This is a genomic window from Paenibacillus amylolyticus (genome assembly GCF_003719335.1).
Taxonomy (GTDB): domain Bacteria; phylum Bacillota; class Bacilli; order Paenibacillales; family Paenibacillaceae; genus Paenibacillus; species Paenibacillus amylolyticus_D.
In genome coordinates this window covers 83300-101507 of sequence record NZ_RIAS01000007.1, presented here as the reverse complement: position 1 = coordinate 101507, position 18208 = coordinate 83300, and the positions used below count along the sequence as shown (strand labels likewise).

Sequence of the window (18208 nt, the reverse complement as noted above, 5' to 3'; positions counted from 1 at the left end):
GAACAAGCAGCAACAAATTAATAATATTATTTACCACAATCGCTTGTAATAAGCTTCAATTGCGATATGTTAACCTCTGGATTTGCCAAAACAACTTTTAGTACTTCGTGGTAGTAATGGGCATACTTTTTAACCAGTGCATCCGAATATTTTTTTCTATTGTACTCAATAGTCAATCGTATTGTTTTTGTCGCTTCAGATATAACAAATTGAATATCAAACTGAGTTTCAATTTGCTTCCACTGGAAAAGCGATATTGCTATATCCTTTTCCAAACCATGTATAACAGGTTCTTCTTGGTAAATGAATACGGTATCGAAGAGAGCGTTGCTTTCCGTGACACCCTGGATTCCTAGTTTCATAATTAACCAATCTAATTGGTATTCACGATTACCAATTGCTTGATATACTTTCGTCTTTACCTTATCCACTATGTCTTGGAATTGATTAATTGAGTGGATCGTCACTCTTATCGGCAATGTGTTCACAAAATTCCCAACGACATTATCCATATTTAACTGTGACCTTCCGTTTATCGGAACTCCGACTACAATATCCTCATTTCCAGAAAAGTGATATATAAGCATTTTATATATTGAGAGTAGTATTACATTTTTTGTTGTCTTTAGCTTCACTGCCAAATTGTTAATCTGTTTAGCTTCAGTTTCACTAAACCAAACATCTATTTTACAACCATCAATTTCTATATCTGGATTAGTGTAATCACTTGGAAGGGATTCGTTGGCTTTAATATTGGAAAGCTCCTGCAGCCAATACTTTTCCATACTATCGAATCGACCAGCCCCCTTTTCCTGATTCTGCCAAACTGCATAATCTTTGTACTCTATATCTAATGGAGGGAGTGGCTCTTCCCTGTACAATGCAGCGAATTCCTTCGCCATATTCATTATTGATAAAGCATCCGATATAATATGATGCATATCGAACATCAGTAAAAATTCTTCATTTTTACATTCGATTAATCCAACCCTTAACGGCAATTGGGACGATAAATCAAAGGGCCGGATAAATTGTTTAACTACAACCTCCAGGTTTTGTTGTTCAGAAACTGTTTCTTCTAAATCAACACAATAATTATCAATGATAACTTGTACAATATCGCCGTTCACATAATCAAATTTTGTTCGCAAAGATGAATGCCTTTCGACTAATGAATTTATTGCCTTGACTAATCTTTCTTTATTAAGCCTGCCCTTTATCCTAAGGAGAACAGGCATATTGTAACTTGTTGAGTTAGGCTCCAATTGATTAAGGACATACATCCTGCTTTGCTCTGCAGATAGAGGATAATATATTTTCTCTATTGATCTCTCAATCAAAGGTGCATTTCCAGTTATCGACAGTCCCTTTATAAAATGAGATTGCGCTTCGATGGTTGAACACCTGAACAATTCAATTATTGGAATATTTTGATTAAATGCAGCATTCAATCGTTCCGTAAGAAGCATTACATTGATGGAGTTACCTCCTATTTCGAAAAAATCATCGTGAATACTAATCTTTTCTACCTGTAATATCTCCTCCCAACATGATAGTATTTGTTGTTGAAGATCGTCTCTTGGCTCCTCGTATTTCGATTCCGTCACGTATATCTCATCAGGCATTGGCAATGCCCCGCGATCTATTTTTCCATTTGGAGTAGAGGGCAACGGATCTAACGCAACAAAACAAACTGGGACCATGTAATTCGGGAGAAAATCTCGCAAATAAGCTATTAATTCTTTCTTATTAATATTAGTCTCTCTTTCAATATAGGCAATGAGAAATAGTTGACCATTGGGATCATCTTTTGCAGATACTACACATCTACTTCCTTCGAAGTACATGCTAATTACATTTTCAATTTCCTCCAAATCTATACGATACCCTCTGATCTTTATCTGATGGTCGGTTCTGCCTAACAGTTCAATTTCCCCTGATGGTAACCATTTAGCCAAATCGCCTGTTTTATAAATTGTCCCGAAATTACTGTTTGTAAATTTCTCGGATGTTAATCTATCATGGTTAAAATATCCGCGCGCGAGCCCATCACCCCCGATATATAATTCACCGATCGCTCCAACTGGTTGAACTTTCATATTATGGTCTAAAATAAAGACTCTTGTATTGTATAATGGAGTACCAATGTTAACTGTATTGGTATGAGTCATTTCTTTCATCGTGGACCAAACCGTGGTTTCTGTCGGACCATACATGTTATAGACTCTACCATTGCTTAATGTCCGCAACCTATCCACTATTCCCATTTTTAATGTTTCTCCACCAATTAGAAAAGTCTCAACATCTCTTAAAAAGTCGCTATGACCGTTCTCAATTAATAACTGTTCTGCACGTGAAGGTGTCATTTGGACAATCGATATGTTATTATTCTTTATTAGTCCTAATATTTCTGAAGGTAAATATTGTTGCTCGCTACTTGCAATAACCACACTCATCCCTGTAAGCAACGGTAAGATTACTTCTATAACAAAAATGTCAAAAGAGATCGTTGTTAGAGCAAGTACTGTTTTTGACTCGTCCCATTCGAGACGGTTCTTGATACTATGATATAAATTTACGACTGAACGGTGCTCAACCATAACCCCTTTTGGGAGCCCTGTAGATCCAGAAGTGTAAATAAGATATGCCAAGTCCCTAGAGTGAATATTGTTACGGACTAATTTCTTTTGTTCTTCAATGTAATGAATATCCTCCAATACAATTATTTCACCCTCAAATGAAATATTACTTGGACACTCGCTGTCGACGATCAAGAGCTTAGAACCGCTGTCAGTCAACATGTGATTTATCCTATTTATAGGGTAGTTTGGATCGATTGGCAGATATGCGCCCCCAGCCTTCAGAATCCCTAACAAAATTACTACCATATCAATGGATCTCTTAACCATTAAGCCGATAATAGGATTCTCAGGCAATTCCATTGTTAATAATAAGTTTGCCAATTGATTAGATCGTTCATGTAACTCCCTATAAGAAATTTGCCGATCATTCATTATTAAAGCGACTCGATCCAGGAGACGAACAACCTGGTTTTCAAACAGTTTAGTGATGGTGCTCTCTTTATCATATTCATAGTGAGTTTGGTTAAAGTCCTCCTTTATTCGTTTTTCCTCAATGTCAGAAATTATCTTCATATTGCCAATTGACGAACAATGACCATTGGAGATACTCTCCAAAATAGTTAAGTACATTGACATCCAATTTACGATCGTTTTTTTCTTATACAAGCGAGTGCTATATTCAATACTGCATAACCATATGTTCCCTGACCGATTAACATTCAAAGACATATCAAATTTTGATGTTTTTGATTTTACTTCAATTGGGTTAATAGTAAGACCCTCGATTTTAATGCTATCAGTCATATTGAATGAAAAAGTAGTATCAAATATCGGATTCCTGTTGATATCACGCTTCACGTTAAGCAATTCTACAAGTACTTCTAAAGGTAATTTTTGATTATCAAAAATGTCTATGGTGTTCGTTTTAACATTGTGTAGTAGTTCACTGAAAGTTTTCTCTGAATTGATTTGGATTCTAATTGGTACTGTATTCACAAATAGACCTACAATATTTTCCAATTCCAAATTATCTCTACCAGAAACAGGCACACCAACAACAATGTCTTCGCATCCGCTATATTTATGGAGGAAAACATAATATGCACCTAGTAGTAACATGAATAAGGTCGTATTATTCTCCAAGGCTACTCCGCGTAATCGCTCCATTAACATACCAGGAATTTCAAACGTATAGCTGTCACCCGAGTAGTCATTATACATTGGCCGTACGGAATCTGAAGGCATGTCTAGTAGTGGAATTCCATCCTCAAACACCTTTTTCCAATATTGTTTAACCCCTTCATCATATATAATGTTTTGCTGCCACTCCGCGTAATCTTTATACGTCAAAGTTGGGGTATCCAGTTTTGCGTTATCTTGGTATAATTCCATGAATTCTTCTATTAATACGTTAACTGAAATGCCGTCAGCGATTATATGGTGCATATCAATCATCAGAAGATATTCATTATCTCCTATTTCTACCCCCCCCACTCTAATTAGGCCTGGTTTCTCAATCTGAAACGGCCGTATAAATTTACGCAACAATTTATATTGTCCAAGCTTAGTATGAGCAACAAACCGTTCTAGAGAAAAGTCAACATGTGAATACACTTTTTGTACAGGTTCATCCTGAATAATTTCAAATCCGGTTCTTAACATCTCATGCCGTTGGATCAATTTATTAAAAATATTCTCTACTTTATTAAGATCTATCCTCCCCCTAATATGTAATGCTCCAGTGATATTGTATGCCGTATGCACATTGGTTTTAGATAAGAAAAATATCCTTTTTTGGGCAGATGATAAAGGATAATACTCTATACCTTCTGCTGATTTGGGAATTGAATTAGCTGCTGTATCTAGATTACTCTCAATGTTGTTTTGGGATTCAGCCTCAATATACCAGGCTAACTTTCTAATTGTCGAATATTCGAAAATTTTATTTATGGGTACTCTTACGTTAAATCGTTTATGCATAATAGATACTAATGATATTACATTTAAAGAATGCCCTCCGAGTAAAAAGAAATCATCCTCTATCCCATTAGGTTGTATACCGAGGAGTTCAGCCCAAATCTCCATTAGAGCAATCTCCAAGGTTGTAGTTGCGGGAGAGTAAGATTCCGTTTGATCCAAACTATAGCCTTGAATTAACGAAAGTGCTTTTTTATCTACCTTACCATTCCTTGTTAATGGAATTTCGCTTACAACCGTGAACCTGGATGGCATCATGTAGTAAGGGACAATCTCGCTCAAATGTGAACGAATATCTTGAACTAGTAGAGTGCTGTTAAGTGTTAGATATGCTACAAGAATCTTATTACCCATGCTATCATTTTCTGCAGTAACCACGGTCGAACAAACTTTCCCATGTCTCACCAACGCATTCTCAACCTCTGACACTTCAATGCGAAAACCTCTAACTTTTACTTGCTCATCTGCTCTGCCAAGGCAAATAACTTCGTCGTTATCAGGCAGGACTAATCCAACGTCACCGGATCTATAGTATTTTTGTTCAATCCCCTGTATGGCTGCCGTAACAAATTTTTTACTGGTTAAGTCTTGCTGATTCAGATACCCCGCTGCTACTCCACCACCCCCAATGACAATTTCGCCTATTGCTCCAGGAGGCAGTCGTCTCATTTTATCGTCTACAATATAAAGATTTAGGGAAGGAATTGGTTTGCCAATACTCCTGCATCCAGTATTTATGTCTTCCTTAGAAAGTTCTTTATATGAAACATGTACTGTCGTTTCAGTAATGCCGTACATATTCACTAGTTTTATAGAAGGATAGACATTAATCCAGTCGATTAACATGGAGCTATTTAATGCCTCACCACCAAAAATAACATACTTTAATTCTATATTCTTATAGTCAATCTTACCTCTTAGAATTTCAGAAGATAGATGATAGAACGAAGACGGGACTTGATTTAATACTGTAACCTTTTGTTCCGCAATTAGTGTTGCGAATTGCTCATAATCCTTAGTAATCGAATTTGGAACAATTACGAGTTTCCCCCCAGTAATTAAGCACCCAAACATTTCCCATACGGAAAAGTCGAAACATATCGAATGAAACATTGTCCATACTTCTCTACTATTATTTAGCTGAAATAGAGAATTTATATTAGAGAGAAGACTTACTACATTCTTATGTGTTACTATTACTCCCTTAGGATTTCCCGTTGTTCCTGATGTGTAGATAATATAAGCAGGAATGTCATCATTGTTATTTCCATTGCGATGTGTTTCGCTTGAAACAGTTTGCAATTGATCCCACAGCTCTTCAATATTTATGCAATTATATTGACTTGTCTGAGGGAGTTGGGTATCACACATGACGGTATTAATATGGGCATCATTAATAATATGAAGTATTCTCTCAGTTGGGTACGATAGGTCAATCGGAACATAAGTGGCGCCCGCCTTCAATATACCTAAAATTACTACAATCATCTTCTCGGATCGATCGAGTAAAACCCCTATATTCTCACCGGGCAAAACCCCTTGTGAATGAACCAAAAAATTACATACTCTGTTAGAGTAATCCTGTAATTCGGCATAACTTAATGTGATTCCGTTAAACCATACGGCTACCTGATCCGCCCTTACTTTTACTTTTTCTTCTAGTAATTCATGAATTGTCATATTGTTTTGTACAGCTACAAAGTGAGCCGGTATAACGTTGCCTACATTATCGAACTTTATTTGATCGAACTTATTAACTCCTTTGATAATTTGACGACTTATATTCTGCAGTACGGACAAAAAACCATTCAAGTTCGTTGAACTGGTACTGTTGGTTAGTTTCAGTCTAATTCCAGCTGCAGTTTCAGCTACCAGCAAATGAATTTCTTCAGCTGCATAATTAATGATATCCTCAATATACGTTTGATCCGTTTCACTATTGAAAAAAAAGTTTTGAAAATTATAAAAGAAAGAAACCCCTTGATCACCTATGATCCTTTTTAGTTCCATAATAGAGACCATATCGTGATTATTAAGGGATTTCTTTTGTATTCTTAAGCATTGTAAGAACTCCACTACCTCGTTGCAAACCGACCCAAGGTCTATAACAACCGGAAGCACTCCGTAGAAACAACCAACTATCTCTTCCCCCCATCTGTGCCTCCCTGAAACGATTTCAAAAAACTGTAGATTCCTTTCTCTAAAATAAACACTTAATAAATATGCATATAATCCTTTAAAATAGAGAGGAACAGAAACTCCATTTTGCTTACAAAACTTTTTAATTGCGTTATATTCATCCAAAGACAAAACCAAAGCTTCCTCTTGTCCTTTGTTTATAGGGGGGAGGATATTGGCTTGTAGTTTCTCAGTCTGTTTGAGCCTTTCTTCCCAGAATTGTATCGTATCCTTTTTATTATATGATTCTATTACTTTTACTGTTGTTTTTAAGTACTCTTCTTTTGTTACCGATTTGATTTTCTTCGATTCGCCACGATAACATTCGAGAAGATTTTTAAAATAAATGCGAGCAGAAGCACCATCAAATATTAGATGATGTATATTTATTATTGCGATATAACACTGTGGACTTAATCGAATTAAATAATGTTGAACAAGTGGTAATTTGATTGAATGAGTTATTCTATCTGTGAATTGGACTACAATTGGCTTCAAATCTATTAATGATAATTTTTTAGAATTTACTGAATAATGAGAAATTTCTTCATAATAGAATCTATTCTTTATGTCTATTTCGTCTGATAACTTCAAATAATGAATCCCATTTTGTTCTACTAGCTCGCTTTTCAATATTGGATATATGTCTTCTAGTTGACTCAATGCATCACACCATTGGTCAATTTCAAGCTTTTCATGTATGATCTGATAGTATGTTAGACGATGATAGTTGTCTGCAGGATTCTTCAGACAGCTATAGAGTAATTCGTTTTGAATTGGAGTTAACGGCAGCAGACTTGCCTCTTTGAATAAGTTTTCTGATATCAGTTCCATTAATTCAGTCATTGATTTGTTTTGGTGTACAATTATCCTTTGAATAACTTCATCGAAAAATTTCACTATACCAATTGCCATTTCTTCAGTTATACAGCTTTTTTTATACATTATTTTAAGCGAAAACTTATTTTGTCCGTATTTAACAATTGCAGTGAGGTTATAATTTGTGGCCTCATCCATAGAAATTGATTCAATCTCTATTCCTTTAATGGATTGAAAAAACATATGATCAACAGGATAATTTTCGATGCCGATAACAGAATCAAAGATATCTTCCGAATTGACTTGATTTAAACACTTTTTAATATCAACTAGTGATGTTTGTTCAAATTCTGTCCTCTTATTTAGGTGAATTGATAGCCGCATGATAAACTGGTTAACTGTCTCATCACTTTCTGGTCTTATTCGTAATGGAAGTGTATTTATAAACAAACCAACAATATTCTCTATGCCCCGAACATTTGAATTTCTCCCTGATACAGTTGTACCGAAAATCACATCGTCTCTGCGTGAATAACGTTGCAACACCAAGCCCCAGGCTGTGTAAAAAATTGCGGCTTCAGAAACCCCAATCTTGGCAGCAGCCTCCTCTAGCGCTTTCTTACTTACTAAAAGATCTAAGCTAATATTCCCTTGCTCAGTAATTTCCGTCATTTCACTTTTTAAACGATTTTCTTGTGGGAATATGGAGTTATGAGTATAACTCTCCAAGTACTCACTCCAAAATTTATTCGAATCTACACTTTGGGATTGCACTACTTGCTTTACGTGATCTTTAAACTCTCCCTTCGAAAACAGGGACACTTGTTGATTGTGAAGCAGTTGTTGATAATAATAAAAAAATTCTTTTAATATGATTGCATTGCTCCACCCGTCATACAAAATATGATGATTGCTAATGATCATCTTGTATTGATTTAAACCCATTTTATATAGAGTAACACTGAATGGGATTTGTTTTAAATCCACCCTCTTCTGTAAATCACGATCAATATACAATCGTTTCTCTTCGTTCGTATAATCCACTAAATCGATTATCTTAATTCGCATATAGTAACTTTTAAGCATAATTTGTACAGGATGTTCTATTTTTTCCCATCTGAATACTGTTCGGAGCATCTCATTGGTTTCTACAACATGATTCCATGCAAGCTCACAAGTTTTATAATCAACTTCGCCATTAATATTTATAGTTAAATGTCCAAAATAATTATTATTTTCTTCGTTACTCAGGTAATGATATAACATTCCCTGCTGCATTGGTGAAAGCGGGAGAATATTTTGCACATTGCTCTGCGAGACAATAGACATTGTTAAACCTCCTGAGATAAAATTCTGCTAATCTTTTCATATATGGCATACAGTAAAAATTTATATACTCCTGAATGGCATTCGTTAGGTACTCATACTCCTCTGGATTTTTTGACACGAATGCAAAATTTCTGGCAATGGCCAATATGATGAAAGCATTCATTTGATAGAAGAAAAGTTCCGAATCAATTCTATTTGTTGAGTATTCCTCAAGTAAAGCCTTTCTTTCATCCAAGTCCAAATGCAAAAAAGTAGTAGCGATATCAAACTGATAGTACCCGAATCCGCAACAGCATGTTGTGTTGTTGCAAAAAAAACACACCTCAAGGGTGCATGTCTCCAAATAATAGAATATGTGATGTGACGTCAGTGGGAAAAACAGACACAGCTTCGCCCATTCATCCAGTGTAACCGCATTCAATTATATATATATATGTCCCCTGTTATTAATAACGTGCCGAAACAACGATTATCATAGTAAAACAGGTTGTTGTAATGCCCAATTGTCATTCCAATACAATTTTATACGATTTGTATTATATTGTAAACCGGAAATTCATAATACCTTATTATACTTATTTAATTTTCTAAACATGACATCATCGAATAATCCTTGAAGCATTTAAGCAATCCGGCAAACCGTAGGTCTAGTTGAAGGTGTATCCAAGGAAAGTATTCTTTCCAGTCTTCGTGGCGATTTCGCGGATCATAACGATCAGTTGCTGGAGATAAGTTAACGCTAATTGAGCCAACAAGTTAATGAGTGAGGGCCACCAAGTTAATCGAATAGAGCCGCATAGTTAATGGGGAGAGCCACTTAACGGATTCTCTGGAAGAATGGAGCAATGTGTCGCTCGATGTAGCGCATAATCCATCAAGGGAGAGTACCTCCTGGATCATCACCACACTTCGCAATCAAACCTTCTTATCACTCCCCGAACTGAATGCCTCCATTCATGAGAAGCTATCGGATCTCAATCAGCGATCTCCATTTTATATCGCGTGTACGGTATATACGCTTCATCTTGTGACCATCTTGACGTACCACCAAACATGCTGGCACATAGAGACAGGTTACCAATATTTTAAGGAACTGCTTGGCTTCGACCAGTTAAGCTCGCGAAGACAGGACTTCATTTTACATTCTTAACCATGTTCACTACACCGCGCATAGCCTTGTTTTACAGTACTCACGACACGTCTGTCCTTTTTTCGAGATCATTTCTAGTTTTTACAAGAGTCAAGTTATTGAGTAATAGGTATTGCTTTTAAATCTGCCGGATTATCATGACAAATTAAATTTCACTTATTTTTGCTACCTTTACATTGCCGAATTATAGTATCTGATTTTAAAGAATAGCTTTTTATTGTTAATCTAATATAGTAGTGTAAATAATAAGAAGGAGGCGTAATACATGCACTGGTATGCACTATTTGTTGAAGCTGGTAAAGAAGAGTTGGTTCAAACATTAATTAACAAGTATATTGATGAGCCCACAGTACGCACTCTTGTTCCAAAACGAAAAATTTGCGAAAAAAGAAAAGGTAAATATTTTCATATTGATAAACCATTATTTCCTGGGTACGTATTGATACACACACAAATGAATACTACTATATATTATAAATTAAAAGAGATACCTAAATATTATAGGTTATTGAATATGTATAATAACAAAGAGACAAACAATCAGATAAATACAAGAGTTGTACATGATACTGAGCAAAAGCATCCAGAACCTACATACCTCTTTTCAGAAATCAGTGATAACGAAATGTCATTAGTATTACAACTTCTTGGAGATGAACAAGTAATTGATTATTCGAGAGTGTACTTTATAAATTCTAAAGTAATCGTCCAATCCGGTCCTTTAAAAGGAAAGGAGGGAATAATCAAAAAAGTAAATAAACACAAAAAAAGAGTTAAAATTCTCCTTAATTTTATGGGAAATGAGATAGCAATGGATGTTGGTATCGAATTGTTATCATCAAGAGAATATATTGATCCTACAGGTCCCTGAACCTGCAAAAATAATGTCACGTAACACCGTATATGAAGCTTGGATACCGCTTAACAACCTGCTCGCTCTAAGATCTAAAAAGGCAGTATTGGTTGTGCGAGTGGTTGTCCGTTGCCCTTCTTGAGTCACCCTTTGATAAATCGAGACGGCGTTAGATGGAGCTATATCTGCGATTCATCTAGAGAATAGCTCACAAAAGTGCATCAGTTTCTGCAAGAGAATGGTGCGTGTATGTTCAGGTGCAGTGCATACTGTAAACCTGTAGTTTGCAATAGACGACAGTGACAGATGCCACGCAAACTAGAACCCACATGGCTAAAGGCCTTGTTTTGTGAAGTTTGCGGCTAGGCAACTGATTTAAATAGTTGAAGGTTAACATCTTATGTGCATTCTTTGAAACGATATAAAAGTATGAGGACGGCGTACATGCACTGAAACAGCCGGCGTGTGCGATACAGTGAAGGATGTGGAACCGGAGATACTTAAACGAGAGGATTAAGAAAAAGCGGGGAAAGGGCTGGAGCTGGCGGCTATCGCAGAACGCCTGAAAATCAGACGAAAGATGTTAGCAAATACATGGTAGAACACGAGTTTGTGCAACACCCAAAAACCACAACTGAAGACCAACCTTAAGGTTGGTTCATACACGGTAGAAACGCTAGCGCCGAGAAGCTCGTTAATGCCATTAAAGCAGGCGTCACCCTGATGAACAGCTGGTTAACACATACGCCCTGATCCAGGAGTGACGCTCCATGTCATATCCGCACGGAATTTACTTCCAACATTTTTGTGATTGTGCTTATTGTCGTCGCCGTCCGAAGAACAATGAATGGCTGGCTCAACTGTCGACAAACCTAAAGCTTCCGGCTTAAGAACGCATCGTATCTATGGTAAGCAATGGAATAATGAAGCTTACTTCAAGTGAGCTAAGTCTTACTCCCCTCACAGTATTGGATCTTCAGTTTGGTCCAGCATTAATTTAAAAAAGTTGATTACCGCTGTACCCAGCTATATCAAAGAATATCTGCCGTTTTTAAGTTGTGAAAGTCGAGTTATATAACAATGGCTTAAATTTTTTCCCTAAATACTTGTAGACTGAAGACTCTGTATTATCCTATTAATGGTAGAAAAGTTTTCGAACAACAACTCTTCATCATTGAATGTCACTTCGAATCCCTCTTCTAGTTTCACAATTAATATGATTGATTTTAAAGAATTTAGCCCAATCGCTTCCAAATTCTCATCTGGCATTATATCATCACTAATTTCTAATATTTCCTGTAAATTACTCAATATTTTTAATCTCATAGCATGTTGATCCATTACAGTCTTCACCTGTCTTTTATGATTTTTCGTCACAGAAACAGCTTGTTGAAGAATTTATGGAACGATACATCATGGGTGGAACTCCATACCACCTTTTAAATAAGTCTGTAAACTGCGAATTGGATATATAACCAAGCTTTTTAGCAATTTCACCAATAGGATCATTGGATTGCGTCAATAGCTCTGCAGCCTTTATCATTCTAATACTTTGTAAATACTTCATAGGTGAAATTTTGAATACTTTTGAATATGTGTTGCAAAGATATGTAGGATGACATTGTATTATGTCTGACAATGCATGTAAACAAAGAGGCTGACTATAATTTTCACGAATATACCGATTGACTTTAATTAACCTACAATCAATTGCCCCAGAGAGATTTTTGCTCATAGAGTATCCATCCATCTATTAGTCTCATAATAATTCTCATGTTGTAGCAACATTACTATACACTAATTTACTAATCAAGCTGATAAAGCAGGCATTTGCCTTCTCTCTGCTCAGATCTCGTACAAAGATAGTCATAATACTCGCCTTTTAAGAGTAGTAGTTACATATATTTACATGTAATTACCCATTTTCACCAACTAAATCCAGATGTCACACTACTCATTGTTGCACTGGTTTGGTCATTTAGTCATCTATTTAGCAACTCCCTCATTAATAAACAGGTTCCTACCATTTGAACTTCAGGAACCTCATTTCATATTTCAGGGTAAAGTTACCATATTTGCTATGATAAAAAAAAATAACAAACCCGTCAAGTTGATTTGGCCAATGGTTGTTCCAAGGTAAGGCCAATCACTATATTTCAGGATATATCTGTGTTTCTTGTAAGCACATCATGTCCATAGAATAACGGCGTATATTTTGCGCGTACTGCCGGGAAATTCCTTCGCCATCACCTTCCCTAAATGCTTAGCCTACGCCATTTTGTATCATACCATATCGTTCATAATTCTTAAGGAACCCGTTGTCGATATGCTATGGTTTAAAATCCCCATATAATCTTCCCTTGGCTCTGAGTGAAGGTAAACATGACCCTCATCGTCCAATATACTTATTCTATTGAAAAGACCTTCAGCATCGACTCGGTTCACGTATCGGAAAGTTATCCGTTCTTCAACAATGTAGAACTGATAAGCAATGGTGACACTACTCATTCCACATGACTTGAGTGTCGGTCGCTGTAATTTAAGCCGTAAGAAGAGAGGTGGCGGTAAACTTGTAGTGAATGTTTACCGAGCCATCCGCTTGAACTTCAATCTTATCAATAAAACCTATATACCATCTCAGGAGTCAGTTCGTCTAACTTCATGAACTGCTTGAGTTCCTTCTTCAATCGAACGATACTTTCCGCTGTACAACTGCTCTGAATTTAATATGAATTAAACTTCTTCATAATTACCCATATAAAACAGAACCCTTCCGTCATGTTGAAAGGGTTCTATAACCATCACATCTCATTTAAACTTTTCTCACCAATATCGCCACCGACTCTACATGCACTATTCCAATAAAGTTCTATTTAACATGATCCTCAAAAGAAATCTGAAATTCAGAGTAGTTTGAAGGATTGCTTTTTTCATATATTTTCAGAATAGCGGGTTCCCGGAAATCGATAGCATCTACGGAAAAATAGCTAGTCTTCATATCTCCTTTCACATTATTATCAATCTTATATGATTCAATTACTGTTCCGTCCTGTATCAATTCGGTAGCTAGCATCCTAGCCGTTCCACTCAGCACATAAGCAGTAAATGAAATAGAATCATAGTTGATCAAGCTCCTAACATCATCAATAGATGCCGTCTTATCGTACTGCATATATTGATTATATGAATGTGCTGTCACCAATCTGTACGGTGTGTTGATAAAAACATCCATGTATTCAAACGTACTATCCTTGCTGGTCGATGATAATAAGGGTAATTTAAAACTCTCACGAAATGCCTTATTAGTTTTTTTTCCGTCATTGATCGCCTCAATGATTTTATCATCTGTTAAATAATAGATATATTCGGTATTCGATGATTCTGCTTCGAGTTTCTTGTCAACCATTCCGTTTGCTGCATTTGATTCATATGTATTCTCTTCTTCTATAACATGTTCACTTGCTGGTAATTCTAGTGAATCTGAGTTACTACTCGCACTTCCCTTTTCAACCAAATCATATTTAGTTAATACATACAGCGCAACACTTACTCCTAAAGAAACAAATAATACAAAGAATAGAATTTTAGCCTTCATTAAATGTACGCCACCCTTTAGTTTAACTTATCGTAAAAAATGTACAATGCAATTTCCCTACCATGTTAATTTTTCGCAACAGTCCGAGCGGAACGGTGAATTTCGACATTCTATATGATACCCTCCTTCAACTAATTAAATTTAAGTATATACTACCATTATCGAGTAAAAATTTGTAATTATATTATCGAATTATGTCAAAAAGTAGCGTGCTCCCCCTTGTAGAGAGGCTTTTACAGTGCACAATAAAAAGCCCAGACCTGATTAGGCTAGGCTTTTCAAGACAATGGTTGTTATATTTCATTTACTTTTTTGAGCAGTACCGTCACATTTCATTTCTTACCATCAATACTATGCATTCCAAATGTGTCGTATGCGAGTAACGATTCTATTATCAGGGTTTCTGTTATATTAGCAAAAAAGCACAGGAATATGGCTTTTTCGTCATCGCATATATTGATTTATCTGCTGTTATCGCCGTTTAACATCAACGATCCATGGCCTTGTGACAGTGTCTATTATAGGAAACATCCCCAAGTACCAGGGATTCTATTGCAGCAAGTCCCTCATTCTCATTCTCATTCTCTTTTTCTTTTTCTTTTTCCTCGTCCCCTTACTTTTTATTCGATTCATTGGCGCCGAGGATTGACCGATCCAAAAATATGATATGGCGTTATCCCCTTTGCAAATAGGCTATCAATCAGTCCGACCAATTCTTCTGATGATAGATCTTTGCCGTTGCGTATCCAAAGGCGAAACATAGATATTAATGTTGATATGTAAAACTCAATGATATATGGTGCCAAAGCATCATCTGATGGAAAATCCACAATCAATCGCTCAAAGGGAATTTCCCTTTTCAGGCGTTCTATAAAATGTACAGAGCCATAGTCGCCCAAGAGGGCTTTCAGAATTGCAATGTCCTCTGCATTTTCCAAGCACTGAAGTGCATCTTGGAAAGTATGTGTGGAAAACTCTCTGCCTGCCATTTCCTCGTTAATGGACTTCAAGATACGTTCTTCAACATAGTCCAACAACTCATAGATATCCGTAAAGTATTGATAAAATGTACTGCGATTATATCCTGATTGCTTAGCAATCTCTTGAATGGATATTTTCTCGATGGGTTTTCGGCTGTATAAATCGCAGAATACATTAACAAATGTCTGCCTTGTTTTGTCCGTCATTTCAGGTTGCTTATGCATGATTTCCCTCCGTCTTCTATTCCATCCGTCTAACCCATCATACGACAGATATAAAAAATCTGATGGTTGATGACCGTATAGTGAATCCATACAATAACATTATACAACACGTTGTTGGATTATTAACGAGGATAAATTACATTTTTAGGAGGTAATATGAGAATTTTATTCTTCGGTAGAGGTGTCATATCGACCCAATATGCTTGGGCTTTTGAAAAGGCAGGGCACACAGTAGAGTTTTACGTAAGAAAAGGGAGAAAAGAAACCTTCGGAAGCCATATAGAGCTTGAAATGTGGGATGCGCGAAGAGGGAAACAGCTCATACAAGAAAGCTGGAACGTCAAACTGCATGAGGAGATTAACCCAAATTATGATCTCATTATTGTAAGTGTCAACACGGAACAACTTCCAAAAGCAGCACAATTACTATCGACCGTTGCTGGAAACACCCCTGTCCTCATATTCAATAACATTTGGCAAGATTTGAAATCATCGATCTCACCTTTGTCTATGAACAATGTTGTCTTTGGGTTCCCAGGAGCCGGCGGCGGCATTGCGGACAATAGGCTTAGAGGCGGCTTTTTGAAAATGCTATTTCTTGAAAAACCACGGGCAGGCACGGAACAATTAAACAACAAGGTCAAAGATCTATTTGAAAGTGCCCATTTTAAAATTAGTTGGATAAAGGATATGCAAAACTGGCTGTGGAATCACTTTGCCATGAATGCAGCTATGGAAACCGAGGTGTTGAGACGAGGAAGTTTTCCAGCACTCTTGAACCATCGTGACTCATTTGCCAATGTTGGGAAAAATATGAGAGAAATTGCACCTGTACTTAAAGCAAGAGGTGCTAAGATTGATATGATTTCCCTACTGCTGACTAAGATTCCGGCGCCACTTCTCAGTACGCTTTTTAACAAGGTTATTTTGGCAAAGGGCAGCATACCACGGCTTATCATCGAATACAACAACAGCAAACCAAATTTTGCGGTACTTGAAGTTGTGAGAGAAGCCAAAAAGTTAGGCATACCTTTACCACGCCTTATTACGGCAGTTGAAAACATTGAACAACATTAAAGCTATTGACAGCTGAAAAAATCGACAACTTGATATTGTTCAGACTAACATCAATCTACTTATGATTATATAAAACGATTCTCCCTCCGACGAACGGAAGGCTCATCCATTGCCCGCTAAAACACTATATCCTTACCAACATCGCCACCGACTCCACATGACTAGTGTGCTGTAACAAAATCAAAAAAAAAAACGGCATCTCTGCCGTTTGTGTTTAAAGTGTTGATGCAGACAGCGGCGGCGGCTTCTCTGTTCGCGGCGGTTTTCATACGATGAAAAGACACACGCACAGTATGCCTGTTGATGCGGCTCATTTATAGCAATATTAGATGTGATTTTACCTATAAGCCTTTAACATTAAAAATAATTGATTATTAAAATGTACTTCATTCGTATATATTTTTGTAAATAAACCAATGCACTTGTCTATGATTTCCCCAGTGAACTTTTGGGACATGATGGCTTTATTCGAATAGATCCTTACTGTCTTCCAGTCATGAATAATTTGGTCCAATAACGGGTCAAGCGTATGTTTTGCATTGATATGATCAATGTTGTACTTATAGAGAGTATTTAACCTGTATTTCTCAGAACATTTTCTATAAATCGTACTGCTCAGTGTTTCTATAATCGTTTCATTTTTTATAATGAGCTCATAATTTTCTGCGAGCAACAGTATATTATTCAAACTTTCCGTTATTTCATTTTGATACCTGCACATATTTTCTACGAATGTATTTATGGTTGTGTCTGCTGACTTCTTATTGTTCAAGATCTCATGATTACCGGGGGGTACTAGCGCATATTCCCAAAAGTAGTCTGGCATCTTTACGTGTTCCGAAGTCATGCATGACCATTTAAATTCTGAAAATGGCAGAGAATATTGTCTGTATTCTGTAATATCATCAACCGTATATATTTCCTCGTTCGCAAGATTGAAGCCATACACAAAAACAGGGTGCAGTCCATGTTTTTTGTTATAGTAAAAGTCTCTCCCGCGTTGATAAAATAAATCAATAAATATGGAAATCGGATGACCACTAGAAATAGAGTTTATGATCTCATCTTGTAACGTACCTAGTGCAGGGGATTTTTTACGAATAGAGATCCCCATATCCTCAAGGATTTGATCTCCCTCCTCAAGATTCAACACCTCTAACTTGAAATATCCTCTTGTTTGTATTTTTTGTTTATCAAATCTATAAATAGTAATGACATTATTCAAAATCGGCAACTCATCTTTTTTGAAATATCTGGCAAGTGTCAACAACAAATTGTATTCGCAATTAAAATAAGGAAAATTATGATGAGGAAACATTTTTGTCATGCCGTCGAAGGGCTGAAAGGTGTCCAGGGAAACAATTTCTTCCATACATATTTCTCCTATACTAGGACGTGTCTTGAAACCTACTGAAGTGCATCTTTTACCGCCTTTTCGCCCCC

8 protein-coding genes are annotated in these 18208 nt (G+C 36.5%); 2 read left to right on the top strand and 6 right to left on the bottom strand.

Annotation, left to right across the window (positions count from 1 at the left end; genetic code table 11):
• Window positions 1-26: 26 nt before the first annotated feature.
• Entirely contained in the window at window positions 27-8885 is an 8859-nt protein-coding gene (locus EC604_RS14535) for a non-ribosomal peptide synthetase (RefSeq protein ID WP_123064840.1), read from the bottom strand.
• Between the two features lie 1415 nt (window positions 8886-10300).
• Between EC604_RS14535 and loaP the strand changes: the two genes are divergently transcribed.
• The gene (gene loaP, locus EC604_RS14530) at window positions 10301-10906 is read left to right on the top strand and encodes an antiterminator LoaP (RefSeq protein ID WP_123064839.1); all 606 of its coding nucleotides are present in this window, start codon (window positions 10301-10303) and stop codon (window positions 10904-10906) included.
• Between the two features lie 1080 nt (window positions 10907-11986).
• Here the strand turns inward: loaP and EC604_RS14525 are convergent.
• The 4 genes from EC604_RS14525 to EC604_RS14510 all read right to left on the bottom strand — a co-directional run bounded on the left by EC604_RS14525 (window position 11987) and on the right by EC604_RS14510 (window position 15688).
• Window positions 11987-12229, bottom strand: a complete 243-nt coding sequence (locus EC604_RS14525) for an acyl carrier protein (protein ID WP_123064838.1) — start codon at window positions 12227-12229, stop codon at window positions 11987-11989.
• 19 nt (window positions 12230-12248) lie between these two features.
• On the bottom strand, window positions 12249-12623 hold the full coding sequence (locus EC604_RS31005; RefSeq protein WP_161556936.1) for a helix-turn-helix domain-containing protein: 375 nt from the start codon (window positions 12621-12623) through the stop codon (window positions 12249-12251).
• 1134 nt (window positions 12624-13757) lie between these two features.
• On the bottom strand, window positions 13758-14483 hold the full coding sequence (locus EC604_RS14515; protein ID WP_123064836.1) for a hypothetical protein: 726 nt from the start codon (window positions 14481-14483) through the stop codon (window positions 13758-13760).
• A gap of 629 nt (window positions 14484-15112) precedes the next feature.
• Window positions 15113-15688, bottom strand: coding sequence for a TetR/AcrR family transcriptional regulator (locus EC604_RS14510; RefSeq protein WP_123064835.1), 576 nt, complete (start codon window positions 15686-15688; stop codon window positions 15113-15115).
• Window positions 15689-15844: 156 nt separating this feature from the next.
• Between EC604_RS14510 and EC604_RS14505 the strand changes: the two genes are divergently transcribed.
• The gene (locus EC604_RS14505) at window positions 15845-16765 is read left to right on the top strand and encodes a ketopantoate reductase family protein (RefSeq protein ID WP_123064834.1); all 921 of its coding nucleotides are present in this window, start codon (window positions 15845-15847) and stop codon (window positions 16763-16765) included.
• A 337-nt stretch (window positions 16766-17102) separates the two neighbouring features.
• Here EC604_RS14505 and EC604_RS14500 read toward each other — a convergent pair whose 3' ends face one another.
• Window positions 17103-18137, bottom strand: a complete 1035-nt coding sequence (locus EC604_RS14500) for a hypothetical protein (protein WP_123064833.1) — start codon at window positions 18135-18137, stop codon at window positions 17103-17105.
• Between the last annotated feature and the right edge of the window lie 71 nt (window positions 18138-18208).